General features: G+C 66.2%; 22 protein-coding genes. 9 read left to right on the forward strand and 13 right to left on the reverse strand.

Features of this window, described 5'->3' with window-relative positions:
• Positions 1-8: 8 nt before the first annotated feature.
• From AC56LW_RS08150 to fliE, 10 genes are read right to left on the reverse strand one after another with little or no spacing between them, the layout of a single operon-like run.
• A complete protein-coding gene (locus tag AC56LW_RS08150; protein ID WP_499633364.1) occupies positions 9-1,172 on the reverse strand; it encodes a flagellar hook-length control protein FliK in 1,164 nt (387 codons plus the stop codon).
• Between the two features lie 20 nt (positions 1,173-1,192).
• Positions 1,193-1,510, reverse strand: coding sequence for a hypothetical protein (locus AC56LW_RS08155; protein ID WP_499633365.1), 318 nt, complete (start codon positions 1,508-1,510; stop codon positions 1,193-1,195).
• Positions 1,503-1,892: a flagellar export chaperone FliS gene (gene fliS, locus AC56LW_RS08160; protein WP_332530279.1), complete on the reverse strand. Its 390-nt coding sequence runs from the start codon at positions 1,890-1,892 to the stop codon at positions 1,503-1,505. Before fliS ends, AC56LW_RS08155 begins: the two co-directional genes overlap by 8 nt.
• 19 nt (positions 1,893-1,911) lie before the next feature.
• Entirely contained in the window at positions 1,912-3,300 is a 1,389-nt protein-coding gene (gene fliD / locus AC56LW_RS08165) for a flagellar filament capping protein FliD (protein ID WP_499633367.1), read from the reverse strand.
• A 53-nt stretch (positions 3,301-3,353) separates the two neighbouring features.
• A complete protein-coding gene (locus tag AC56LW_RS08170; protein ID WP_499501197.1) occupies positions 3,354-3,797 on the reverse strand; it encodes a flagellar FliJ family protein in 444 nt (147 codons plus the stop codon).
• Positions 3,794-5,134 carry a flagellar protein export ATPase FliI gene (fliI, locus tag AC56LW_RS08175; RefSeq protein ID WP_499633368.1) on the reverse strand — a complete coding sequence of 447 codons (1,341 nt, stop codon included), beginning with the start codon at positions 5,132-5,134 and terminating at the stop codon, positions 3,794-3,796. The genes AC56LW_RS08170 and fliI overlap by 4 nt, the downstream gene beginning before the upstream one ends.
• Complete coding sequence (gene fliH, locus AC56LW_RS08180) at positions 5,131-5,817, reverse strand: flagellar assembly protein FliH (protein WP_499633370.1); 687 nt, start codon at positions 5,815-5,817, stop codon at positions 5,131-5,133. Before fliH ends, fliI begins: the two co-directional genes overlap by 4 nt.
• On the reverse strand, positions 5,814-6,842 hold the full coding sequence (locus AC56LW_RS08185) for a FliG C-terminal domain-containing protein (RefSeq protein WP_499501200.1): 1,029 nt from the start codon (positions 6,840-6,842) through the stop codon (positions 5,814-5,816). The genes fliH and AC56LW_RS08185 overlap by 4 nt, the downstream gene beginning before the upstream one ends.
• Positions 6,826-8,511 carry a flagellar basal-body MS-ring/collar protein FliF gene (gene fliF / locus AC56LW_RS08190; protein WP_499633372.1) on the reverse strand — a complete coding sequence of 562 codons (1,686 nt, stop codon included), beginning with the start codon at positions 8,509-8,511 and terminating at the stop codon, positions 6,826-6,828. Before fliF ends, AC56LW_RS08185 begins: the two co-directional genes overlap by 17 nt.
• Before the next feature lie 23 nt (positions 8,512-8,534).
• Positions 8,535-8,885: a flagellar hook-basal body complex protein FliE gene (gene fliE, locus AC56LW_RS08195; protein ID WP_332530286.1), complete on the reverse strand. Its 351-nt coding sequence runs from the start codon at positions 8,883-8,885 to the stop codon at positions 8,535-8,537.
• Between the two features lie 317 nt (positions 8,886-9,202).
• Between fliE and AC56LW_RS08200 the strand changes: the two genes are divergently transcribed.
• Genes AC56LW_RS08200 through AC56LW_RS08230 form a run of 7 tightly spaced genes read left to right on the forward strand, consistent with a single transcriptional unit; the run spans position 9,203 to position 15,579 of the window.
• Positions 9,203-10,123 (forward strand): FliM/FliN family flagellar motor switch protein, encoded by a 921-nt coding sequence (locus tag AC56LW_RS08200; protein ID WP_499633374.1) that lies wholly within the window; start codon positions 9,203-9,205, stop codon positions 10,121-10,123.
• Positions 10,124-10,128: 5 nt separating this feature from the next.
• A complete protein-coding gene (locus AC56LW_RS08205) occupies positions 10,129-10,479 on the forward strand; it encodes a FliM/FliN family flagellar motor switch protein (RefSeq protein WP_332530426.1) in 351 nt (116 codons plus the stop codon).
• Complete coding sequence (gene fliP / locus AC56LW_RS08210; protein WP_183553437.1) at positions 10,479-11,255, forward strand: flagellar type III secretion system pore protein FliP; 777 nt, start codon at positions 10,479-10,481, stop codon at positions 11,253-11,255. The genes AC56LW_RS08205 and fliP overlap by 1 nt, the downstream gene beginning before the upstream one ends.
• Positions 11,256-11,288: 33 nt before the next feature.
• Positions 11,289-11,558 (forward strand): flagellar biosynthesis protein FliQ, encoded by a 270-nt coding sequence (gene fliQ, locus AC56LW_RS08215; protein WP_332530288.1) that lies wholly within the window; start codon positions 11,289-11,291, stop codon positions 11,556-11,558.
• 16 nt (positions 11,559-11,574) lie between these two features.
• Positions 11,575-12,354, forward strand: coding sequence for a flagellar biosynthetic protein FliR (gene fliR / locus AC56LW_RS08220; protein WP_499633376.1), 780 nt, complete (start codon positions 11,575-11,577; stop codon positions 12,352-12,354).
• Complete coding sequence (locus AC56LW_RS08225; RefSeq protein ID WP_499633378.1) at positions 12,344-13,480, forward strand: EscU/YscU/HrcU family type III secretion system export apparatus switch protein; 1,137 nt, start codon at positions 12,344-12,346, stop codon at positions 13,478-13,480. The genes fliR and AC56LW_RS08225 overlap by 11 nt, the downstream gene beginning before the upstream one ends.
• The gene (locus AC56LW_RS08230; RefSeq protein WP_499633380.1) at positions 13,477-15,579 is read left to right on the forward strand and encodes a flagellar biosynthesis protein FlhA; all 2,103 of its coding nucleotides are present in this window, start codon (positions 13,477-13,479) and stop codon (positions 15,577-15,579) included. Before AC56LW_RS08225 ends, AC56LW_RS08230 begins: the two co-directional genes overlap by 4 nt.
• Here AC56LW_RS08230 and AC56LW_RS08235 read toward each other — a convergent pair whose 3' ends face one another.
• The 3 genes from AC56LW_RS08235 to AC56LW_RS08245 all read right to left on the reverse strand — a co-directional run bounded on the left by AC56LW_RS08235 (position 15,580) and on the right by AC56LW_RS08245 (position 19,136).
• On the reverse strand, positions 15,580-17,205 hold the full coding sequence (locus AC56LW_RS08235; RefSeq protein WP_499633683.1) for an MFS transporter: 1,626 nt from the start codon (positions 17,203-17,205) through the stop codon (positions 15,580-15,582).
• 139 nt (positions 17,206-17,344) lie between these two features.
• On the reverse strand, positions 17,345-18,193 hold the full coding sequence (locus AC56LW_RS08240) for a hypothetical protein (protein ID WP_499633382.1): 849 nt from the start codon (positions 18,191-18,193) through the stop codon (positions 17,345-17,347).
• An 85-nt stretch (positions 18,194-18,278) separates the two neighbouring features.
• The gene (locus AC56LW_RS08245; protein WP_499633384.1) at positions 18,279-19,136 is read right to left on the reverse strand and encodes a flagellin N-terminal helical domain-containing protein; all 858 of its coding nucleotides are present in this window, start codon (positions 19,134-19,136) and stop codon (positions 18,279-18,281) included.
• A gap of 270 nt (positions 19,137-19,406) precedes the next feature.
• Here AC56LW_RS08245 and AC56LW_RS08250 point away from each other — a divergent pair, with 270 nt between their 5' ends.
• Complete coding sequence (locus AC56LW_RS08250; protein ID WP_499633385.1) at positions 19,407-21,602, forward strand: TonB-dependent receptor; 2,196 nt, start codon at positions 19,407-19,409, stop codon at positions 21,600-21,602.
• A 190-nt stretch (positions 21,603-21,792) separates the two neighbouring features.
• Positions 21,793-22,020, forward strand: a complete 228-nt coding sequence (locus tag AC56LW_RS08255; protein WP_332530294.1) for a hypothetical protein — start codon at positions 21,793-21,795, stop codon at positions 22,018-22,020.
• Positions 22,021-22,033: the final 13 nt, after the last annotated feature.

A 22,033-nucleotide genomic window follows, 5' to 3' on the forward strand; every position in this document is an offset into this window, starting at 1 on the left:
GGGTCGTGTCAGTTCATCGAGAAAAGCGTGGCGCCGGCGGCGGTTTCGTCGTGCAGCGCGCGGCCAGGGGTGCGCGCCTGTTCCTGTTCCTGGCGCGAACGCCCCTGGGCATCGGCCTGGCCCTGGCCCGGCGTCTGGCCACCGGTCTGGGCGCTGGCCTGCATGCGCGGCACGTCGCTGACGTTGACCGAGACACTGCTGTACTGGCGCCCCGCGAGGTCGCTGCGCAGGCTGTCGCTGACGGCATTCAGCTGGCGCAAGACGTCGCTGTTGGAGGCGGCGATGTGGATCTCCAGGTTGCCACCGCTGTGGCGAATGGCGATGTCGATGCGGCCGAGCATCGGCGGCTCGAGGCGGATCGTGGCCTGGTCGATGTTGCGGCCAAGCTGGAGCTGCAGGCGCTCGCCCAGCGCTTCGTGCAGGTTCTGGCGCCATGCGGTCGGCGGGCCGGCCAGCACGATGCTGTCGGCGCCGCGCGCGCCGGCCGGCTGCGTGGCGGCGCTCACGCCCGGCGCCGTCGTGACGCTGGCGACCTCGGCGCTGGCCTCGGCCGCGGCCTCACCCGACACCGGCGCGGCGGCAGGCATGGCGTTCGGCTGCGCCGTCACCGGCTGGGCGGCGCCCGGGCCAGGCCCGGCTGCTGCTGCCGGCATGCCGGCGGCCTGCACGGCAGATGGCAGGATCGGCGGCGCTGCGGCGGTCAGCACATTGACCGTTGCCGGTGTGGCGTGTGCGCCGCCCGCCTGGGCGACGGCATCCGTGACGCCGACGGCATCGTCGGAAGGCGCAGCAGCGCCATCACCGGCAACGCCGGGCTTCGCACCCTGCATCGCCAGCATCATCGCTGGCAGTGCGGCCGGCGCCACCAGCGGCGCCATCGCGGCCAGCAGGACGTCAGGCGCGTGCGCTTCTTCGGGCGCTGCCTTGGCGTCGCCGGCGTCGGCGTCCGGCGTGGTCACGGTATCGCCCTGCGGCGCAGCGGCGGTCTCGGGCAACGCTTGCTCCCGTGCGATCCAGTGACCAAAGGGCAGGGCCGCCGCTGGCGGCGTCGCAGGCGCCGGGGCAGGCGTGTCAGCACCGGCTGCGCCGGCAGGCGGCGCCAGCGCATCGGGCGCCGTTGCCGGCGCGGGATTGCCGGCCACGCTGCCGGCCGCGCGCATCGCAGTATTCATGGCACTGTTCATCGCAAGGTTCATTGCACAATCTCACCAGGTTCGGTTGCGCCCGCGAGGGCATAGGCTATCCAGCCTTCCTTGTTGTCGCGCATCTCGTCCATGCGCGCCTGCAGGCCGGCAGCAGCAGCGGCGCCCGCATGGGCGGCGCGCTCGTGCGCTGCCTGCAGTTGCCGCAGGGCCGCACGCTCGGCGGCGCTCCACGGGCCCTTGACGGCCAGTGCCTGCAACTGGCGCGCCAGGTCGCGCACGGCCCGCTCGAGGCCATCCCAGTCGGCGCCGCTGACGGCGGCGTCGAGCTCTGCGCTCAGGCGGCCGATGATGAGTGACCTATCCATTGCGTTCCTGGACGCCTTTCCAGCCCTGGCGAATGGTCGACAGGATGCGGGTGACTTCATCGACCATGTCCGGGTCGAGCTTGATGCCGGCCGTGTGCAGGCGGCCCGCGCAGAAGTCGTAGATGCGTGCCAGGTTCGCGACCGTGTCGCCGCCGCCGTCGAAGTCGAGCGAGCTGGCCAGGCCATTGATGATCTCGACGCACTTGTTGATGCTGTTTGCCTTCTGTTCGTAGCGGCGGGCGACGATGTGCGCGCGGGCGCGCGCCAGTTCGTCGAGCAGGCCGTCGGTGAGCAGCAGCACCAGGTCGACCGGCGAGGCGCGCGTGGTCTGCGCGTCGAGGTTCACTGCGTGGTAACTGCCGTAGGCTTCTTGATAGGACATGGTGGGAATCCGGCTGTGGTTATTTGTCGTTGCTGAACAGGGCATCGAACAGGGATACGTTGTTGTTCATCACGGACTGCATCGTCTGCAGCTGCGTGAATTGGCGCAGGTAGCGCTGGTAGGCGGCTTCGTGCTGCCCGTCGAGCGAAGCCTGGCGGTCGCTCAGGCGCGATTGCTGGGTGGTGGTCTGTTCACGGCGCTGCCTGATCTGGCCGTCGACGCTGCTGCTCCAGGTTTTCAGGTAGGTGTCGAGCGCACCGGCGATGCCGGTCGGGGCCGATGAACTTGGCGCGCCGATCAGCGTGTCCAGGCCGGTCGGATTGACGGCCAGCTGGCTGGTCAGGCGCGCCGCATCCAGTTCGAGCGTGCCGCTGCGGGTGGAAATGATGCCGTAGGCCGCGAGCGAATCGCCATTGGCGGGCCGCAGCAGCGACCCGAGCCGGTCGCCCAGCGCGCGCACGCCACTGTCATGCGCGAACGCGCCCCCGGCCACGCCCTTGGCAGCGTCGCCGCTGGCGGTCAGCTTGCTCAGCGTGGTCTTGAGCTTGTTGTAGGCGTCGACGAACGCCTGCACGTTGGCCGTGGTGGTCTTGGTGTCGGCCGACACGGTCAGCGTGACGGGCGTCGCGCCGGTCGTCTGGGCCCGGGTGAATGTCATGCTGACGCCATCGACGGCGGTGAATGTGTTGCTGGCCTGCGTGATCGCGGTGCCGTTCTCGGCGCCGACGCGGATTTCGGCATCCTGGGCCTCGACCAGCACCCGGCGCCGCGCCGGATCGGCATTCGCGTCAACCAGGCTGGACGTACCGGTGATGCCGCTCGTATCGAGCGTGATGGCCGAGTTCAGGCCGGTATCCCGGGCGGTGAGCACCAGCTCCGCCGTACCGCCGGTGGTGACGATCGAGGCCGTGACCTTGCCCCCGTTGCCGGCTGCGCCATTGATGGCGGCGGCCAGTTCGCGCGTGCTCAGCGCGCCGCCGTCGGTATTGGCCGCGGCCATGTCGACGTCGAAGGCGAGGGCCCCGCCCATGTTCAGTTTGAGCGTGCCCGCCACGCCGGTGCTGTCGGTCAGGCCCGTGAGCGAGACCTGGCTGGCCGTGGCGATCTGCTTGACGAAGAACGCATACGTGCCGGCGGCGGCCTTGCTGCTGGCCGTGGCGCTGCCGATCGTGGTGTCGCCAAACACGGCGGACTGGGCGAACACCTTCTTGTTCGCGCCCGTGAGCGCCGCCAGGCTGGTCTGGAACGCCAGCAGCGCCGAATTCATCTCGGTCAGGCCGCGCTCGGCGGCCGTGGCGGCGGCAAGCTGCGTCGTCAGGATCTGCTGGCGCGGCGCGACGTACTTGTCCGCCAGATTCGTCGCGGTCGGGACGGGATCGTAGACCGGTGAGGTGATTGCCGTTGCCATGGGATGGGTTCCTTGTGGTTGCGTGTGCGTGTGCGTGTTCGTTCGGGTTGGGCTCAGGCCCGTCCGGCCAGCCAGGATTGGGTGGCGATATCGTCTTCGCGCTTGCGGGTGGCGCGCTCCTGCCCGGCGGCCTGCGCACTCTGTTCGCGCGCCAGTACCTTGCCCAGCAGTTCGCGTCCGACCCAGGCATCCCTGAGCCGGTCCTGCGAAACCGCCATGTTCGCCTGGTGCAGCGACAGGTCGACCCGGTGGCTGTCGGCCAGCGCCATCACGCCCTGCTTGTAGGCGCCGCAGTTCAGCGCCATGGCAGGATTGATCTGAAGCGCCGCGCCCGATGCGCCGCTGCCGTGCGTCAGCGCCGTCAGGCGTTGCAGATTGTTCTGGTAGCGCACCCGGGTCGCTTCCTGGCTCGCCAGATCGGCTTCCAGCCGTTCGACCTGGGTCGAACGCAGTTGCACCAGGGTGCCCAGGCTGCGGATCGTCGTCGAACGTGTCATGCCATGATCGCTTTCAGGGCGTCGATGCAGTTGTCGATGGGCGCGCCTTCGCGCGTGCCCTGGCACAGGAAAGTCTCGATATGCGGTTGCAGCGCCACGGCGCGGTCAGTCTCCGGGTCGGCGCCCGGCACGTACGCGCCCAGCGGGATCAGGTCGCGCACGCGCGCATGGCGCGCCAGGGCCGCCTTGAGCTTGCGGGCGGCCAGCGTGTGCTCCGGCGTGACCACCTGCGCCATGCAGCGCGAGATCGATTGCGCAATGTCGATCGCCGGGTAGTGGCCGCGCTCGGCCAGTTCGCGCGTGAGCACGATGTGGCCATCGAGGATCGCGCGCGCCGAGTCGACCACCGGATCCTGCTGGTCGTCGCCTTCGGCCAGCACCGTGTAGATGGCGCTCATGCTGCCTTGCGGGTTCTCGCCATTGCCGGCCGATTCGACCAGTTGCGGCATGTTCGAAAACACCGATGGCGGATAGCCGCGCGTGGCCGGCGGCTCGCCCAGCGACAGCGCCACTTCGCGCAGCGCCATCGCGTAGCGCGTCAGCGAATCGCACAGCAGCAGCACGTTCTGGCCGCGGTCGCGGAAATGCGCCGCCACCGCATGGCACAGCTCGGTCGCCATGACCCGCATCAACGGGCTGTCGTCGGCCGGTGCGACCACGAGAACGGCGCGCTTCAGGCCTTCGGGCCCGAGCGAGCGCTCGACGAATTCGCGCACCTCGCGATTGCGCTCGCCGATCAGGCCGACTACGATCACATCGGCCACGGTCTGGCGCGTGATCAGGCCCAGCAACACCGATTTGCCGACGCCGGAACCTGCCATCAAGCCGACGCGCTGGCCCTTGCCGATCGTGAGCATGGCATTGATGGCGCGCACGCCGACGTCGAGCGGCTCGTCCACCGGGGTTTTCTTCAGCGGATTCACGCGCGGCGGGGCAGGGGCGAGCGGGTGGTCGCCACCCAGGCGGCCCAGGCCATCGATCGGCTCGCCCAGGCCGTTGACCATGCGGCCCATCCAGCTCGGGCCGATCATCAGCTCGGCCTTGTCCGCCGCCGGCAGCACACGCGCGCCGGTGGCCAGGCCGGTCGCCTTCTTGAACGGCATCAGGTACGAGACCTTGTCGCGAAAGCCGACCACCTGCGCATCGAGCCACTCGCCATCGACCGTTTCGATGCGGCAGCGCTGGCCCGTGTGCAGGCGGCAGCCGCTCGCTTCCAGCAGCAGTCCCTGGGCGCCAACCAGGCGCCCGGTGGGCGTGGCCACCGGCACCGCGCCGAGTTCGACGGCGCGCAGCGAGTCGGCCAGCGAATGGGCCAGTGAGTGCGCCAACCCCGTCATGCCCGTTCCCCTTCACCGAGCAACTGGTTCTGGACCTGTTCCATCACGGCCGCGAGGCGCCCCTGGCAACCGGCATCGACTTCATGGTCGCCCGAACGCACGCGGCATTCGCCGGCGTCGAGCGCCGGGTCGGGCAGGATCGTCCATTTCTTGGCGCGCTTCGGATCGAGCTCCAGCACGCGGCGCAGTTCTTCCGGATTCATGAACACTTCGACCTGGTCGCGCGACGGCGGCATCACGGCCAGCGCTTCCTCGACCAGCGAGAGCAGCTGCACCGGTTGCAGCGCCAGTTCGGCGCGGATCACCTGGCGCGCGATCTTGCCTACCAGCTCGACCACTTCGGTGCGCTGCGCGGCGCGCAGGTCGGTCTTGAGTTTCTTGAGGCTCTTGAGCATCGCATCGACCGGTTTGGCCAGTTGTTCGAAGCTCTCGAGCGCCATCGCCCGGCCTTCGTCGATGCCCCGTTCGAGGCCTTCGATCTTGCCTGCGGCAATGCCGTCGGCGCGACCCTGGTCCAGCCCCGCCTCGTAGCCGTCACGCTGGCCCTGGCGATAACCGTCGGCCAGCGCGCTTTGCCACTCGTCGGCGGCATTGCCACCGGCCGCGCCGGCGGACGCGCCGGCAGGGCGCGCCGCGCTGAACTGGTGCAGCGGCGGAAAGTGGTAAGTGCGAAACGGTTTCATTCGGCGGTCGCTTCGGCAAACAGCTGGATGTCGATCTCGCCAGCGTCGGCCAGCTCCTTGACCGTGGTCATGATTTCGCGGCGTGTCTGCTCGATGCGCGACATCGGCACCGGGCCCGAGCGGCGCATCAGGTCTTCGAAGCTTTGTGCCTGGCGGCGCGGCATCGCGGCCAGGATGGTGTCGCGCAGCGGCGCTTCGGCGCCTTTCAGCGCGATCGCCCACTGCTCCAGCGGCACGTCGTCGAGCAGGCGCGAGATGACCGGTTCGGTCTGGCGCGACAGGATGAAGAAGTCGTACATCGACATCTCGATCTGCGAGACGACTTCGGGATCGTGGGCGCGCAGCAGTTCGACCATGCCGGCGCGGTTGTCCTGCAGGCGGTTGAGGATGTCGGCGACCTGGCGCACGCCTTCGACGCTGGCGCTTTGCGTATCGAACGCGGCCAGGCAGCGGCCCACCAGCTCTTCGAGCTCGTGCAGCACGTCGCGGTTGATCTCGTCCAGGCGTGCCATGTTCAGCAGTACCAGTTCACGGCCTTCCACCGGCAGTGCTTCGAGGATCTGCGAGGCGAGCGCGGGCGGCAAAAAGGCCAGGAACACGGCCTGCATCTGCACATGCTCGCTCGAGACGAATTCGGCCAGCCACTTCGGCGACGCGTACTGCAGGCGCGCCATTTTCGGGCGGATCGCATCGCCATAGATCGAATTGAGCACGCTGTTGGCGATGTCGCTGCCCAGCGCCAGGTCGAGCGAGCGCTTCAGGTAGCTGCGCGAGGCGCCATGCAGGCCGCTTTGCTGGCGGTAATCGTCGAAGAACGTCTGCAGCGCCGATTTGACGGTGTCGACCTTGATGCCGCTCATGCGCGACATGACCTGGGTCAGTTCCATCAGTTCGTCGCGCTCGAGACAGCGCAGCACGGCCGCAGCCTGTTCTTCGCCGATCGACAGCAGCACGATGGCCGCCTGCTCGACCGGGGTCAAGCCGGCCTCGAGGTCGCTGTCTTCGATGTTATTCAGTTCGGCCATGTTTTTTCTGTACCCATTGTTTGACGACTTCAGCAACGCGCTCCGGCTCCTTGGCCGCCAGCACTCTCAGGTGATCGACCATGACGTCGACCGGCGAGCCGGACGGCGGCAAGTCGTAGTTCTCGAGCAGGGGAATGACGGCGCCCGGGCTGCCCTGGGCAGGTGCTTCGAGCGCCGCCACGCTGCCAGGCAGCGCGGTGAGCGGCGCTGCGGCAGTGGCGCCCGGCAAGGCCGGAGTGGCCGGGATGGCCGGCGTGGCCGGCGACGGCGCCAGGCGCGTGGTGGCAGCGCGCAGCAGCGGCCGGGCCAGCAGGAAGTAGGCCAGCAGCGCGCCGACGGCCCACAAGGCCCAGCTCGCCATGTCGACGATGTTGTCGCGTTGCTGCCACCAGGCCTGTTCCACCGGGGCGGCCGGGAACTTCATGGCCGACACGGCCAGCACATCGCCCCGTGCAGCGTCGATGCCCAGGCCACCGGCCAGGATCTTCTCGATATTCGTCAGTTCGGCCGGTGTCCAGGCCTTGCCGTCGGCGGCGCTGGTCGCGTTGAGCACCACGGCCACCGACAGTTTTTTCAGCCGGCCCCGCTCGCGCTTGATCTGCGTGATCGCGCGGTCGTAGGCGTACTGGCGGGTGGTGGCGTTCTTGCGCGCGCTGCCATCGTCGGTTTTTTCGGCAGGCGGGGCGCCCGCCGCGTCCGTGACGGCCGGCGCCGGCGGCCGGTTCGACAGCGTGCCCGGCACGCCCATCGCCATGCGGCTTTTTTCCATCTCTTCGCGCATGGCTTCGCTCGTGACCTTTGGGGCTTCGCCGTATTTTTCCTGGGTTTCTTCGATGCGGTCGTTGTCCACGGCAGCCGTCACGCTGACCTTGTAGTTGGCCGCGCCGAGGATCGGCGCGAGCAGGTCGTTGACGTTGGCGCGCACCTCGTCGGCGTGGCGTTTTGCGGCCGTGTCGCCCTGCGCGGCGCCATCGAAGCCGTCGGCCAGGTCGATGCGCGAGGACAGGTAGTTGCCGGCCTGGTCGACCAGCGAGACGCGCTGCGGCGACAGGCCCGCCACGCTGCCCGAGACCATGTTGACGATCGCGGCGATCTGTTCGTTGCCCAGGCTGCGGCCCGGCTTGACGGCGACCACGATCGACGCCGAGTTGCCGTCGGCATTGCCGGTCACGAACGAGCTGGTCTTCGCGATGGCCAGGTGCACGCGGGCGCTGGCGATCGAATCCATCGTCAGGATGCTTTGCGCCAGCTCGCCTTCGAGGCCGCGCCGGAAGCGTACGTCCTGCACGAACTGCGACACGCCCAGCGGGTCGTTGCGGTCCATCAGCTCGAGGCCGGCCGGCAGCTGGGCGGTGACGCCCTTGGCCGCGAGCAGCATGCGCACCTTGCCCAGCTGCGACGACGGCACCAGCACCTGGCCGCTGTCCGGATGGACGCGGTAGGGAATCTGTTCCGCTTCGAGCACCGTCATCATGTCGGCGGCAACGACTTTCTCGCGCGCGCCGAAGACCGGCTTGTAGCTCGATTGATCCTGCCACATGAACATCATGACGGCAGCGGTGACGGCCACTGCCAGGCCCAGCATCAGCGACAGATTGTTGCGCAGCAGCGGTGGCAGCGCGGGCAGCGCGAACTTGCCGCTGAAGGGGGGCTTGAGGGAGGAGAGCACGTGAGCGTCGCTTGTCAGGTAGATCAGATCGGGAGCTTGAGCAGTTCGTCGACTGCGCCCATGACCTTGTTACGTACTTGCATCAGCATCGAGAACGAGAGACTGGCTTCCTGGCTGGCCAGCATGGCACCGACCAGGTCATCGCTCTTGCCGGTTTCAACCGCTGTCACGCGGGCGCTCGCGGCCTGATCCTGGGCATCGACGCCGGCGATGGCGCTCTGCATCGCCTGGGTAAATGAAAACGCCCCGGCGCCACCTGTCGGTGCGCCGAGTTCGGCAAACGAGGCAGCAGCCGGTGCAATTGCCAGACGATTTGCGTCGTTGGTCAATTGCGACAGATCAGCCCGGATCAGGCCAGCAAGTTCGGTTGCCATCATGGTTTCCTTGAAAATTTAATGTTGCTAATCGACCACAAAAAGCATGGGGTTTTCCAGTGATTTCCGGTCAGAAATTGTTAAATACTGCCGAGTATGGCGCGCCAAATATCATCACGACACAATGCGATACCAGTAGCGTCCTTGTTCAAAATCTCCTATGGGAAGTGGAGAATGATGCGGTGCAATGACTCAATATTACCGTAGGGCAAATGATAAATCAAAGCGATATGTCAAAGTTCCGACGGTAAAAGTCGCTGTATAATTATTGCTGCCTGGAATCAAATCAATGTGACATTTACTTCCGATTAAGACAGATGCCAATCAATCAACTTGACCGACGACGCGACCACCAGGTGCTCGATCCGTGCCTGCTGGGACGGCCGGTGCATCTGCTTCCAGCCTTTGCTGCCGGGCTGGCCGAGGCGATTGGTGCCGAGATGGCATCGCCCGGCGGGCGCCGGCACTGGGGTGCTTACCGTCTCGAACACCTCGCGTTCGAACGGGCGCCCGAGCAGCCCGGACTGCGCTGGCTTGGGGTCAGCGGACCCTATGGCGTGGCGGCTGTCGCCTTTGAACGAACCCTGCTTCTGGGGCTGCTGGAAGGGCGTTACGCACGCCGTCAACCAGCGACTTCTGCTGCGGTGCAGCAGAGCCCGGCGCTGGAGCGGGTCACGGCGACCGAAGAGCGTCTCGCTGTCACACTTGCCCAGCAACTGGCCGGCCAGCTCGATGCACGTGTGGCCGATGGCCTGGCCCGGCTGGACAGCGCGCCCGCACCCGTCAAGACCGGCGCCGGCGCCGCGATCGTGCCGGCGGGCGCACCCGGCAAGACCGGATGGGTGCTGCGCGCCGTGTTGCGCGCCCAGTACGGCCGGCGCGATACCGATGAGCCCACCCAGGCTGCGCCGGAAGGGCAGATCTGGATCGGGCTCGACCACGCCCTGATGGCCTGCGTACTGCAGGGCATCAAGGCCGACCGCGGCGCCGTGCGCGCGGCAGGTAGCGCGCGCATGCCGGGCGAGCCGCTGGCCACGCGCCTTGAAGTCAAGCTCGACGGCTGCCTGGTGAGCAAGGAGATCACGCTCGCCACGCTGTTCGGCCTGCAGGTCGGGGATGTGATTCCCGTGGCGCTCGGTCGCGCCGATGTCGTGCTGGACAACTCGCGCCTGTTCACCGCCGCAGTAGCAGAGCACAAGGGCAAGCTGTGTTTAACCTCATTTGAAGATGCCGAATAATGGACATGAATCTCAACGAGCAACTGGGTGGCGACGTCATCATTGACGACCTGGACGGCGAAGATGCGTTGCAAGCCGCCGCCGGGCGCACCGGTGCGCGCCAGCTGCCGCAGATGATGCGGCGCATCCCCGTCACGCTGACCCTCGAAGTCGGTTCGGTGCGGATCTCGCTGCAGGAGCTGATGGACATCGGGCCATCGTCGGTACTGCCCCTCGATTCGCTCGCCGGCGAGCCGCTGGTCATCAAGGTCAACGGCACCCCGATCGGCCGCGCCGAAGTCGTGGTCGCGGGCGAGCAGTACGGTCTGAAGGTGATCGATCTCGAAGGCCTGAACCTGGACATTCTCGCGCCATGATGTGCTTTACCGGGGGCGTCAGGGCCCGTGCCCCTGCGCTTCTGTCAGCGCTGCTGGTGGGTCTGCTGATCGCGGTCCCCGCTGCGGCCCAGAACCAGGACCTGCTGGCCGGCGTGCTGCCCGGCGCCACGTCCACCAGTGCCGGCATGAGCGTCAAGTCGCAGATCCTGGTGCTCATGACGCTGCTCGGGCTGCTGCCCGTGATGGTCATGATGATGACCTGCTTCACGCGCTTCGTGATCGTGCTGTCGCTGCTGCGCCAGGCCCTCGGCCTGCAGCAGGGCCTGCCCACCCGGATCATCACCGGCATCGCGCTGATCCTGACCATCCTCGTGATGCGCCCCGTGGGCGAACAGGTCTGGACCCAGGCCTTCCTGCCGTACGACCAGGACAAGATCGGCCTCGAGACCGCGCTGCGCATCGCCGAACAGCCCGTCTCGCGCTTCATGCTGGCCCAGACCAGCAAGGCGTCGCTGGCGCAGGTCGCCCGCCTGGCCGGCGAATCGACGGCCCAGCCGCCGCAGCAGCACAGTTTCCCCGTGAAGCTGGCCGCCTTCGTGCTGTCCGAACTGAAGACCGCGTTCCAGATCGGCGCGATGCTCTTCATCCCGTTTTTGATCATCGACCTGGTGGTCTCGTCGGTGCTGATGGCGATGGGCATGATGATGCTCTCGCCCCTTGTCATTTCCCTGCCGTTCAAGCTGCTGCTGTTCGTGCTGGTCGATGGCTGGACGCTCACGGTGAGCACACTGGTTGGCAGCATCCATGCTTACTAGTATCAAACCCGGCCTCACCACGGGAGAATCGCGATGAGTCCCGATATCGCCGTCGACCTCGTGGTCGAGGCCCTGCAGATCGTCATGCTGATGGTGATGGTGCTGGTGATCCCGGGCCTGCTGGTTGGCCTGCTGGTGGCGCTGGTGCAGGCGGCCACCCAGATCAACGAACAGACGCTGAGTTTCTTGCCGCGCCTGCTGGTGACGCTGCTGGCCGTGATCCTGGCCGGCCACTGGATGACGTCGACGCTGATGGATTACTGCGTCTCGGTGTTTCAGCGTGCGGCAACGCTCGTCGGCTAGGGCAGGGCGCGCGCCGATGGAACTGTACGGCTTCCTGATGCCGCTGATCGGCGCCTTGTGGTGGCCGTTCTGCCGCATCATGGCGATGATGATCACCGCGCCGGTACTGGGCGACGGCACGATCCCCATCCCGGTGCGCGCATTGCTGGCGGTGGTGCTGTCGTTTTTGATGCTGCCGCTCACGAGCAAGGGTGCGATGCCCGACGCGTTTTCGCTGGCCGGCGTGCTGGCGATGTTCGAGCAGGCCGTGATCGGCGCCGTCATCGGCCTGGCGCTGCAGTTCGCGATGGCGGCCATCAGCATGCTGGGTTTCCTGGCCTCGAGCCAGATCGGCTTTTCGATGGCGACCATGAACGACCCGGTCAATGGCCAGGCGTCGGATGTGATTTCCAGCCTGATGGCGCTGGTGGCGATGCTGGTGTTCTTTGCCATCGACGCGCACCTGGTGCTGGTGGCGGTACTGGGCCAGAGTTTTTTGGCCTGGCCGGTGGGCGGCGGCTTGCAGCCGATGCTGCTCGAAGCCGTGGCGCTGAACCTGAGCTGGGTGTTCGCCGCCGCGATCCTGCTGGCGCTGCCGCTCGTGTTTTCCACCGTGGTGGTGCAGATCGGCTTTGGTTTTCTGAACCGCGTCGCGCCCAGCCTGAACCTGCTTTCACTGGGTTTTTCGCTGGTGACGATTTTTGGCTTGCTGATGCTGATCCAGCTGGTGCGCTTCATCCCGGAGCACTACATCGCGATGACCAACCAGGTGCTGGAAATGCTGACCGAACAAATGAGGCTGGCCCATGGCCGATAGCAGCAGCGGCGACAAGACCGAAAAACCCTCGGCGCAAAAGCTCAAGAAAGCGCGCGACGAGGGACAGGTAGCGCGTTCGCGCGACCTGGCGACGGCCGTCGGCATCCTGATCAGCCTGAAGGTCTTCATGCTGATGCTGCCCGGTTACCTGGACGACATGCGCCACCTGTTTCGCCTCGTGTTCGTGCCGCTGGGCGAGGCGGGCGACCTGGAAAACGCGATGTCGACCGTGTTCTCCGCCGCGCTGCTGCTGCTCGTGCACATGGTGCTGCCATTGTTGGCCGTGCCGATGGCCATCGTCATCGCCGGCGCGATCCCGGGCGGCATCGTCGCCAGCGGCAAGAACCTGGCGCCGAAATTCAGCCGTCTCAATCCGCTGACCAATCTGGGTAACCTGTTCAAGCAGAAGCACTGGGTGGGCTTCCTGACATCGGCGGCCAAGGCGATCGTGCTCGGTATCGTGCTGTGGCATGTCTCGAATGGCAGCATCAAGGGTTATATCGAGTTGCAGCGCATGCCGCTGGACGACGCCATCGGCGCCGGCGGCACGCTGGTGTTCGACGCGCTGATGGCGCTGGTGGCGGTGTTCATCCTGTTCGCGCTGATCGACGTGCCGGTGCAGAGTTTTCTCTTCATGCGCAACCAGCGCATGAGCAAGCAGGACCTCAAGGAAGAGCACAAGAGCAGCGAAGGCCGCCCGGAAATCAAACAGCGCATCCGCCAGCTACAAAACCAGCTGGCCCAGCGCAGCGTGCGCAAGTCGGTGCCGACGGCCGATGTCGTGATCGTCAATCCCGAACATTACGCGGTGGCGCTCAAGTACGACGTCGACCGCGCCGAGGCGCCGTTCGTGGTGGCCAAGGGCGTCGACGAGATGGCACTGTTCATCCGCCGCGTGGCTGCCGAGCACGGGCTCGAGGTGGTGGAGCTGCCGCCGCTGGCGCGCGCGATCTATCACACGAGCCAGGTGCAGCAGCAGATTCCCGCGCCGCTGTACCAGGCCGTGTCGCAAGTGCTGAATTATGTTTTACAACTGAATGCGTTCCGTGCAGGCAGGCGCCAGGCGCCGCCCCGGTTCCCCAACGAGGTGGTCGTACCACCGCACCTGAGTGAGGCTCAAGCATGACTGTGACGAATACCTTCAACGCCTTCGTGGGAGAGCTGCGCCGCCACAAGTTCGCCGCGCCCGTGTTCCTGATCGCGCTGCTGGGCATGATCATCCTGCCGCTGCCGCCGATCCTGCTCGACGTGCTGTTCACGTTCAACATCGTGCTGGCGCTGATTGTGATCCTGGTGGCCGTGACAGCGCGGCGCCCGCTCGACTTCTCGGTGTTCCCGACCGTGATCCTGGGCACCACGCTGATGCGCCTGGCGCTGAACGTGGCGTCGACCCGCGTTGTCCTGCTCAACGGCCACGAAGGCACGCACGCGGCCGGCCAGGTCATCGAATCGTTCGGCAACGTCGTCATCGGCGGCAATTTCGTCGTTGGCCTGGTGGTGTTCGTGATCCTGATGATCATCAACTTCATCGTCGTGACCAAGGGCGCCGAGCGCATCTCGGAAGTCTCAGCCCGCTTTACGCTCGATGCGCTGCCGGGCAAGCAGATGGCGATCGACGCCGACCTGAATGCCGGCCTCGTCAACCAGGAGCAGGCGACCACGCGGCGCAAGGACGTCGCCGCCGAAGCCGACTTTTACGGCGCGATGGACGGCGCCTCGAAATTCGTGCGCGGCGACGCCATCGCCTCGATCCTGATCCTGATCATCAACCTGATCGGCGGCGTCGCCATCGGTGCGCTGATGCACGACCTGCCGCTGGGCGACGCATTCCGCGTGTACGCGCTGCTCACGATCGGCGATGGCCTGGTGGGCCAGATTCCGGCGCTGCTGCTGTCGGCGGCCGCCGCCATCCTGGTCACGCGCATCGGCGAGTCGGGCGACCTCGAACAGCAGGTCGGCCATCAGCTGCTGGCCCAGCCGGGCGTGCTGTACTCGGCGGCCGGCGTGATGATGATCCTGGCGATCGTGCCGGGCATGCCGTGGTGGTTCTTCACGGTGGCCGCGGGCGTTCTGGCGTGGGTCGGCTGGATGATGGCCAAACGCATTGGCGCGCCGGACGTGGCGGGCGTGGCAAAGATCGAAGCGGCGCTGCGCGATGATCGCGTGCCCGAACTCGATTGGCAGGCGCTGCCGGTGGTGCAGGCGGTCACGGTGGCGGTAGGCTACAAGCTGGTGGGCATGATCGACCGCGCCCAGGCCGAGCCGCTGGCCAAACGCATCAAAGGCGTGCGCCAGAGCCTGTCGGAGCAGATGGGCATGCTGCTGCCGGCGATTTCGGTGCGCGACGACCTGGCGCTGCGCCCGACGCAATACGCGATCAGCCTGTCGGGCACCGTCGTGGCCGAGGCCGAAGTCATGCCCGACCATCTGCTGGCGATCCCGTCGCCGAACGTGTACGGCGAACTCGATGGTATCCCCGGCATCGAGCCGGCGTACGGGATGGCGATCACGTGGATTTTGCCCGAGCAGAAGGCGCATGCGCTGGGGCTGGGCTACCAGGTGGTCGAAGTGCCGAGCGCGATTGCCACGCACGTGTCGAAAGTGGTGCGCGAATACCTGCACGAATTGTTCCGCCACGAAGACGTGCCGGCGATCCTGGAACGCCTGACGGCGCTGTCGCCCAAGCTGGCCGCGGCGCTCGACAAGGCGCTCACGCACACCCAGCTGCTGCGCGTGTTCCGCGTGCTGCTCACCGAAGGTGTGTCACTGAAGGACATCGTGGTGATCGCCACCACGCTGCTCGACAGCTCGGAGACGACCAAGGATCCGATCCTGCTGGCGGCCGAAGTGCGCTGCGCGCTGCGGCGCCAGATCGTCTCGACGCTGTTCGGCAAGAAGAAGGACATGCCGGCCTTTAACCTGTCGGCCGAACTGGAAAACATGCTGCTCGGCTCGCTGAACCAGGCGCGCCAGAACGGCGGCGGCAAGGTCGCGCTGGACAATTACCCGATCGACCCGCAACTGCTGGCGCAACTGCAGATCAATATGCCGGTCGCGCGCGAGCAGATGAAGGGCCAGCACACGCCGCCGCTGCTGCTCGTGCTGCCGCAGGTGCGGCCACTGCTGGCCCGCTATGCGCGCCTGTTCGCGCCGGGCCTGCACGTGCTGTCGTACAACGAGATCCCTGAAAACCGCGACGTGTCGATCGTCGGCACGGTGGGCTGATCAGCCGTTCGCCACCAGGCGCCGCGTGATCACCGGGCCGTCCGGCCCCAGGTGAAACGCCAGCTTGCGCTCGCGCAGCGCGGCGTCGCCTGCGGTAGCGCGGTCGAAGCGGCGCAAGTGCTCGGTCCAGGATGGATCGATGATCTGCTCGGTGAACAGGCCCGGATCGCTGACGTCGCGCAGCAACGTCCAGCTCAGCGCGCCCTGGCGCAGCCGCGCGCGCCGGCTCAGTTCCATCAGCGCCATGAAGGCTTCGGTGCGCTCCGGGTCGATCCGGTATTCCACCGTCAGCACGAGGCGCCCGCCATCCTGCAGCGGCGAGAGAGATGGCGCCAGCGCCTTGAGCGCGGAGGATGGCGTCATGTCTTCGAGCAGCTCGCGGTCCTGAATCAAACGCAGCACGAGCGCCATCACGACGACGCTGCTGCCGGCCGCATACAACAGGCTGTGCTGCACGCTGTCGAGCGTCGCCACTTGGCCCCAGACCGCGGCGCCCGTCGCGCTCGCGCCCATCAGGGCCATCTGGTAGATCGACATCCCGCGCGCCCGCACCCAGTCGGGCAGGGCCATCTGCATCGACACGCTCAGCGAATTGGCGGACACGATGAAGGCCATCCCCGACAGCCACATCGCGCCGGAGGTCAGCACCACGTTCGTGCTGACCGCCGCCACCGCGATCATCGCCGCCGACAGCACGGTGCTGGCCATGACGAGCGTATCGCGGCTGAACGCCTGGCGCATGCGCGGCAGGAAGAACACGGCGCTGATCGCGCCGCCGCCCATGCAGGCCAGCAGCAGCGTAAACACGCCGGCGCCGCCGCCGCCCTGCGCGCGCGCGACCAGCGGCAGCAGCGCCATCAGTGCGGTGGAGTGGAAGAACGACGCCGCCACCCGCGCTAGCACCGCCTTGACGCGGTTCGAATGCCGCGCAAACTGCAGGCCGACGCGCATCGCGCCGCCGATCCGCTCGCGCCCCAGCGGACTTGGCACGTGCGTGCGGCGCCAGCGCATGATCACGAAGCCCGAAATCACCGACAGCACCGCATTGAGCACGAACACATACGCGCTGCCCAGGCTCGCGATGATGGCGCCGGCCGCCAGCGGCCCGGCAATGCGCGACGCGTTCATCGCCACGCCATTCAATGCCAGCGCCGCCGGCAACTGCGCGCGCGGCACCAGTTCGGGCACGATCGCCGAGAACACGGGCCAGCGCATGGCCAGGCCAATGCCGTTGGCGAACGTGAGCGCCAGCAGCACGGGTGGCGTGATGGCGTCGGCCAGGATCACCGCGCACAGGATCGTGGCCACGACGGCGACCCAGAATTGCGTGATGATGAAATAGCGCCGCCGGTCGAGGATGTCGGCCAGCGCGCCGCTGGGCAGCCCGAGCAAAAACACGGGCAGCATCGATGCGGTCTGCACCAGCGCGACCCAGATCGGCGCGGTCGTCAGCGACGTCATCATCCAGGCCGCGGCCACGTCGTTCATCCACATGCAGGTGTTGGCGATCAGCCACGTCAGCCACAGCATGCGGAACACGGGCGCGCGCATCGGCCCGAACGCCGACGGCGGCGGCGCGGCGTCGTTGGCCGAGGGCGCGGGGGCTGGGGTCTGGGATTTGGTCATGCCGGTGAGCTCACCGGCAGCGGCGCGGCTGGCCGCGTGCATCTGCAGCGTGTCATTGATAGGGCGAATGCGTGAAGACAAGCGCCATTGTAGTCGCCGCAGCGCCGGGGGCGGCGCGCTGCTCAGCCGGCTCGATCAGTCAGCTGCGCCCGCGCTGCGCGGGCAGCAGCAGCGCCAGTTCGGCCACGGCGCGAAACACGGCGGGCGTCAGCGCCTGCGCCGCCTCTTCGGCGTTGGCGATCATCGCATGGCTGCGCCCGGGGGGCAGGGCGTCGCGAAAGCCCCAGCGCAGCACTGTCAGGCCAGCGCGCTTTAACACGGTTTCGAGTTCGGGCTGCAGCCAGCGCAGGCGCGTGAGCGCGCTCGCGTCGGGCGCGCAGACCTCGATCACCAGGCCCTGCGGCGTCGGTTCGACCTGGATCACGACGGCGCTGCCGTCGGCCAGTTCGAGTTCGAGCCGCAGCGCAGCGCGCGCACGGCGCCGGCGGCCGGGAGGCTTGTCGGCCTCGTCGGCCAGCACGGCCAGGTGCTGCGGCTTGTCGCCGGCGCCATGGACCGTGAAGCGCCATGCATCCTGGTGCGTGGCGAGCAGCTGGGGCTGGTGTACGACCTGGCCCTGTTGTCCGGCAGCGAGCATGGCCGGCGACAAATGCCCGCCCATGTCAGCCAGCGCGCGGCTGGTCAACTGGCTGCCATGGTTACGCACCTGGCTGCGCCAGGCGCGCGCCAGGCCGGCGCCGTCCTGCTGCTGATAGGCGAGCTGGCGCGCCATCAGCACCTGGTCCGGCCGCATCGCGGCGCCATCGCCGTCGGAGGCCGGGCCCGGCTGGCCGGTGGCCTGGGTTTCCGGCGCCAGTGGCGCTGAAAACGGCAGCGGCAGCGTATCGGCGCCACCGGCCAGGACGGCGGCCGGGGCCACCACGGCGCCGACCTGCAGTGGCGCGAGGGTTGGCGGGGGCAGCGCGGCAACGGGGAACATCTGGGCCATTGGAATGCCTGTCAAAAACGAAAAAAGGCCAACCGCGTGGCTGGCCTTTGAACTCTACCCGGGGTGAGGCCCGGGTATGCGGCCATTATTGCAGCAGCGACATGACCATCGACGACATGCTGTTCGACTGCTTGAGCATGGCGGTGCCGGCTTGCAGCAGCATCTGGCTCGACGTCATGTTGGCGCTTTCGGTGGCGAAGTCGACGTCCATGATCAGGCCGGTAGCTTGCTTGGTGTTGGTGCTGATATTCGACAGGTTGTTGTTGACGTGTTCCAGGCGGTTAGCGGCGGCGCCCAGGCTCGAACGGACTTTGTTGACCGATGCCAGTGCGGTGGTCAGGTTGTCGATCGCGGTGGAGGCATCGTCAGCGGTTGTGATTTCATCACCTCCGGTGCCGGCGGTGTAAGCTGCAGTCGCGGCCGTTACGTCGTCAGCAATGGCTGCGACATCGTCGATCATGTCAATCGACATAACTTCCGCAGAATCAGCACCAATCTGGAATTTCATTGCGGCGCCGATAGTACCAGCCACCAGCAACGTCTCACCACCGAACTTGGTGTTCTTGAGCACGTTGCCAAGTTCGGTACCCAGTGCGTCGTATTCGGATTGCATCGAAATTTTGTCAGCGTCACTCGACGACGTATCGGCAGCCTGGGTTGCCAGATCCTTCATGCGAATCAGCATGTTCGACACTTCATCCAGCGCACCTTCCGCGGTTTGCAGCATCGCGGTCGAGTTCTGGGTGTTACGCATGGCAACGGCCATACCCGAGGTCTGGGCTTTCAGGCGCGAAGCGATTTGCAGGCCGGCGGCGTCGTCCATTGCCGAGTTGATGCGGTAGCCGGTCGACAGGCGAGTCATCGAAGTCGACAGATTGCTCTGGGTCTTCGAGATGGCGTTTTGTGCGGACAGGGCGGCTGCGTTGGTGTGAAGGCTCAGCATGATGGACTCCGAAAAATGTAGGGGAAGAATTCTGTATGTCGAGTGCGTCACTCGCTCTCATGAGTACAAGGCGACACATTTCCGTACGGCATTAAATTCTTTATCGAATTTGTTGAAATAAATTTTTCAGTCGGTATTCAAGCCTGCGCTGACCGCCTCACCTTGTCGAACGTCGCAGCAATAGCAAGCGTTCGAGAATGCGAATGATGATGATAATGATTCTCATCTCTGTTAGAATCCCGGTTTTTCGCACCTTACGATCGCCAAACCATGACTCAACACGCCAATGCTCCTCTGCGCCCACCCGTCGAATCGATCCTGTCGCGCCTGATCAGGAGTGCTCTCGTTGGCGCTGTCGCCTCGGCGCCGATGCTGGTGCTGCCGTTTGCCGCCAATGCGCAGGAGGCAGGGCCCGCGGTAGAGAAGGTGATCATCACCGGTGCGAAAGTACAGGCCGATCCGGCCTACGCCGGCGGCCAGATCGGGCGCAGCGGCGGCCTGGGCATTCTGGGCGAGGCGGACATCATGAAGACGCCGTTCTCCACTACCAACTATACGTCGCAGATCCTCGAAGACCAGCAGGTACGCACGCTGGCCGACGTCGTCGTCAACGAAGCGTCGGTGCGCGTGATGACGTCGACCGGCGGTTTCAGCGAAGACTTCCAGATCCGGGGCTTCAATGTCACCAGCGGCGACGTCGGCCTGAACGGCCTGTACGGCCTGTCGTCGTCGAACCGCATGCCGGCCGCCATCATGGAGCGCGTTGAAGTGCTCAAGGGCCCTGGCACGCTGATGTATGGCATCAGCCCGAACGGCAGCGTTGGCGGCAATATCAATATCGTGACCAAGCGCGCCGGCGACCAGCCACTGACGCGCGTGACGGCCACCTATGAAAGCCAGGCGCTGTTTGGCACCCATGTCGACGTCGGCCGCCGCTTTGGCGACAACGGCGCCTGGGGCGTGCGCGTCAATGGCGTGATCCGCGGCGGCGACACCAATATCGACGACGGCAAGCAGGAGGTCGGCCTGGCTGCGATCGCACTCGACTACCGCTCGCCGAAACTGCGCTGGACCCTGGACAGCTACGGCCAGCAAGAAAAGACCGACAACTTCCGTGCGCAAAACAGCTTCCGGCCCGACATCGCGTCGATCCCGGCGCCGCCGTCGGGCCACCGCGCCGTGTACCGCGGCGCCGACCTCGAGTTCCGCGATGCGACGATCGCCTCGCGCCTCGAATACGACGTGTCGAAGCAGTTGATGGTCTACGCGACGGCCGGCTACCACTACGGCGCCAGCGAGCAGGATTTCCCGACGGCGCGCGCACTGAATGCCGTCGACGCTGCCGGCAACTTCCGCCTGACCAACGCCTGGTACGACGCCTATGGACGCAGCAAGACCGGCGAAGTCGGCGCCCGCCTGAGCCTGGACACGGCCGGCATCAAGCACTTCATCACCGCCTCGGTCTCGCGCCTGGACAGCGAAGCGGGCAGCTTCTATCTGACCGCCCCGGCCAGCTCGTCGCAGCTGTCGAACATCTACAACCCGGTGGCGATCACGCCGATGACGGGCAACCGTCTGGCGCCCACCAAGACGTCGGAAACCGAGCTGTCGAGCGTCTCGCTGACCGATACGCTGACGTTCCTCGATGGCCGCGTGCTGTTCACCGGCGGCTTGCGCAAGCAGAAGGTAGCGGCCGACAACGTGGCGCCAAGCGGCGCGGTGACAAGCTCATACAGCGAAAGCGCCGTGTCGCCGCTGGCTGGACTGGTTGTCATGCCGATGGAGAACGTGTCGCTGTATGCCAACTTCACGTCGGGCCTGACCCGCGGCAGCACCGCCCCGGCCACGGCCGCGAACGCCGGTGAAGTCTTCGCGCCATTTAAGTCCAAGCAATACGAAGTGGGCACGAAAGTCGATACCGGCCGCGTCCTGCTCGGCGCTGCCGTGTTCCAGATCGACCGTCCAAACGCCATCACCGATCCGCTGACGACGGTCTACAGCCTCGACGGCACGCAGCGCAACCGCGGCCTGGAACTGTCGGCAGTCGGCGAAGCCGCACCGGGCCTGCGCCTGATGACGAGCGCCACGTTCTACAACGCCAAGCAGCAGCGCACAGCCGGCGGCATCAACGAAGGCAAGAAAGCCACGGGGGTGCCGAAGAACGCGTTCAACGCCGGCGTCGACTGGGACTTGCCATGGATTAGCGGCCTGAGCCTCAATGCCCGCGCGATCCACACGGCGGAGCTGGCGCAGAATGTCACCAATACCGTGTATATCTCGTCGTGGACGCGTTTTGACTTGGGCGCACGTTATCGTACCGAGCTGATGGGCAAGCCCGTCGTGCTGCGCGCCAGTGTCGAAAACGCCGCTAATAAGCGCTACTGGCTGTCGAGCAGCACGCTGGCGACGGTTGGCACGGCCGCAGCCCCGCGCACGGTCCTGGTATCGGCGCAGGTCGATTTCTAAGTCATACTGCGTTGTCAGCTGGGACCTGCCTGCATGGGGACTGCAGGCAGGTCTTGCGTTTTTTGGCAGCGCCGGTATGAAGTACGAGATTCGGAACAAAAATTCGTTTCAGGTGTTGTTTTGCGGTAACTGAATCGCGTGTATTCTGTTGCTCTAGGGTATAGTTCTTCACATATTTTGCGAACATGTGATGAAACTTATAACCTTTGAAATCAGCGATCGTTCCCTTGCGATCACCACCGTGAAAAAAGCTGGAGAGCAGTGGGACTGCGTAATATCGGCTTCCAGCCATGCCGGTGACGGCGCGATGTCAGCCATCGTCCAAAAACAGGTCAAGTTTGACGGCGCCTATTGCGCCGATCTGGTGCTGGAGAAGGCGGTTGATTTCAGTGGGGCGTTCCTGCAACTGATGATGTAGCGTCGTTTGCCCT

It is taken from the genome of Telluria sp. LT2P80 (genome assembly GCF_059685955.1).

What these genes read in the sequence shown, in the direction of transcription:
- AC56LW_RS08150 (WP_499633364.1), bottom strand. Translation starts at nt 1,172, where the DNA reads ATGAATACTGCGATGCGCGCGGCCGGCAGCGTGGCCGGCAATCCCGCG.
- AC56LW_RS08155 (WP_499633365.1), bottom strand. Translation starts at nt 1,510, where the DNA reads ATGGATAGGTCACTCATCATCGGCCGCCTGAGCGCAGAGCTCGACGCC.
- fliS (WP_332530279.1), bottom strand. Translation starts at nt 1,892, where the DNA reads ATGTCCTATCAAGAAGCCTACGGCAGTTACCACGCAGTGAACCTCGAC.
- fliD (WP_499633367.1), bottom strand. Translation starts at nt 3,300, where the DNA reads ATGGCAACGGCAATCACCTCACCGGTCTACGATCCCGTCCCGACCGCG.
- AC56LW_RS08170 (WP_499501197.1), bottom strand. Translation starts at nt 3,797, where the DNA reads ATGACACGTTCGACGACGATCCGCAGCCTGGGCACCCTGGTGCAACTG.
- fliI (WP_499633368.1), bottom strand. Translation starts at nt 5,134, where the DNA reads ATGACGGGGTTGGCGCACTCACTGGCCCATTCGCTGGCCGACTCGCTG.
- fliH (WP_499633370.1), bottom strand. Translation starts at nt 5,817, where the DNA reads ATGAAACCGTTTCGCACTTACCACTTTCCGCCGCTGCACCAGTTCAGC.
- AC56LW_RS08185 (WP_499501200.1), bottom strand. Translation starts at nt 6,842, where the DNA reads ATGGCCGAACTGAATAACATCGAAGACAGCGACCTCGAGGCCGGCTTG.
- fliE (WP_332530286.1), bottom strand. Translation starts at nt 8,885, where the DNA reads ATGGCAACCGAACTTGCTGGCCTGATCCGGGCTGATCTGTCGCAATTG.
- AC56LW_RS08200 (WP_499633374.1), top strand. Translation starts at nt 9,203, where the DNA reads ATGCCAATCAATCAACTTGACCGACGACGCGACCACCAGGTGCTCGAT.
- AC56LW_RS08205 (WP_332530426.1), top strand. Translation starts at nt 10,129, where the DNA reads ATGAATCTCAACGAGCAACTGGGTGGCGACGTCATCATTGACGACCTG.
- fliP (WP_183553437.1), top strand. Translation starts at nt 10,479, where the DNA reads ATGTGCTTTACCGGGGGCGTCAGGGCCCGTGCCCCTGCGCTTCTGTCA.
- fliQ (WP_332530288.1), top strand. Translation starts at nt 11,289, where the DNA reads ATGAGTCCCGATATCGCCGTCGACCTCGTGGTCGAGGCCCTGCAGATC.
- fliR (WP_499633376.1), top strand. Translation starts at nt 11,575, where the DNA reads ATGGAACTGTACGGCTTCCTGATGCCGCTGATCGGCGCCTTGTGGTGG.
- AC56LW_RS08225 (WP_499633378.1), top strand. Translation starts at nt 12,344, where the DNA reads ATGGCCGATAGCAGCAGCGGCGACAAGACCGAAAAACCCTCGGCGCAA.
- AC56LW_RS08230 (WP_499633380.1), top strand. Translation starts at nt 13,477, where the DNA reads ATGACTGTGACGAATACCTTCAACGCCTTCGTGGGAGAGCTGCGCCGC.
- AC56LW_RS08235 (WP_499633683.1), bottom strand. Translation starts at nt 17,205, where the DNA reads ATGACCAAATCCCAGACCCCAGCCCCCGCGCCCTCGGCCAACGACGCC.
- AC56LW_RS08240 (WP_499633382.1), bottom strand. Translation starts at nt 18,193, where the DNA reads ATGGCCCAGATGTTCCCCGTTGCCGCGCTGCCCCCGCCAACCCTCGCG.
- AC56LW_RS08245 (WP_499633384.1), bottom strand. Translation starts at nt 19,136, where the DNA reads ATGCTGAGCCTTCACACCAACGCAGCCGCCCTGTCCGCACAAAACGCC.
- AC56LW_RS08250 (WP_499633385.1), top strand. Translation starts at nt 19,407, where the DNA reads ATGACTCAACACGCCAATGCTCCTCTGCGCCCACCCGTCGAATCGATC.
- AC56LW_RS08255 (WP_332530294.1), top strand. Translation starts at nt 21,793, where the DNA reads ATGAAACTTATAACCTTTGAAATCAGCGATCGTTCCCTTGCGATCACC.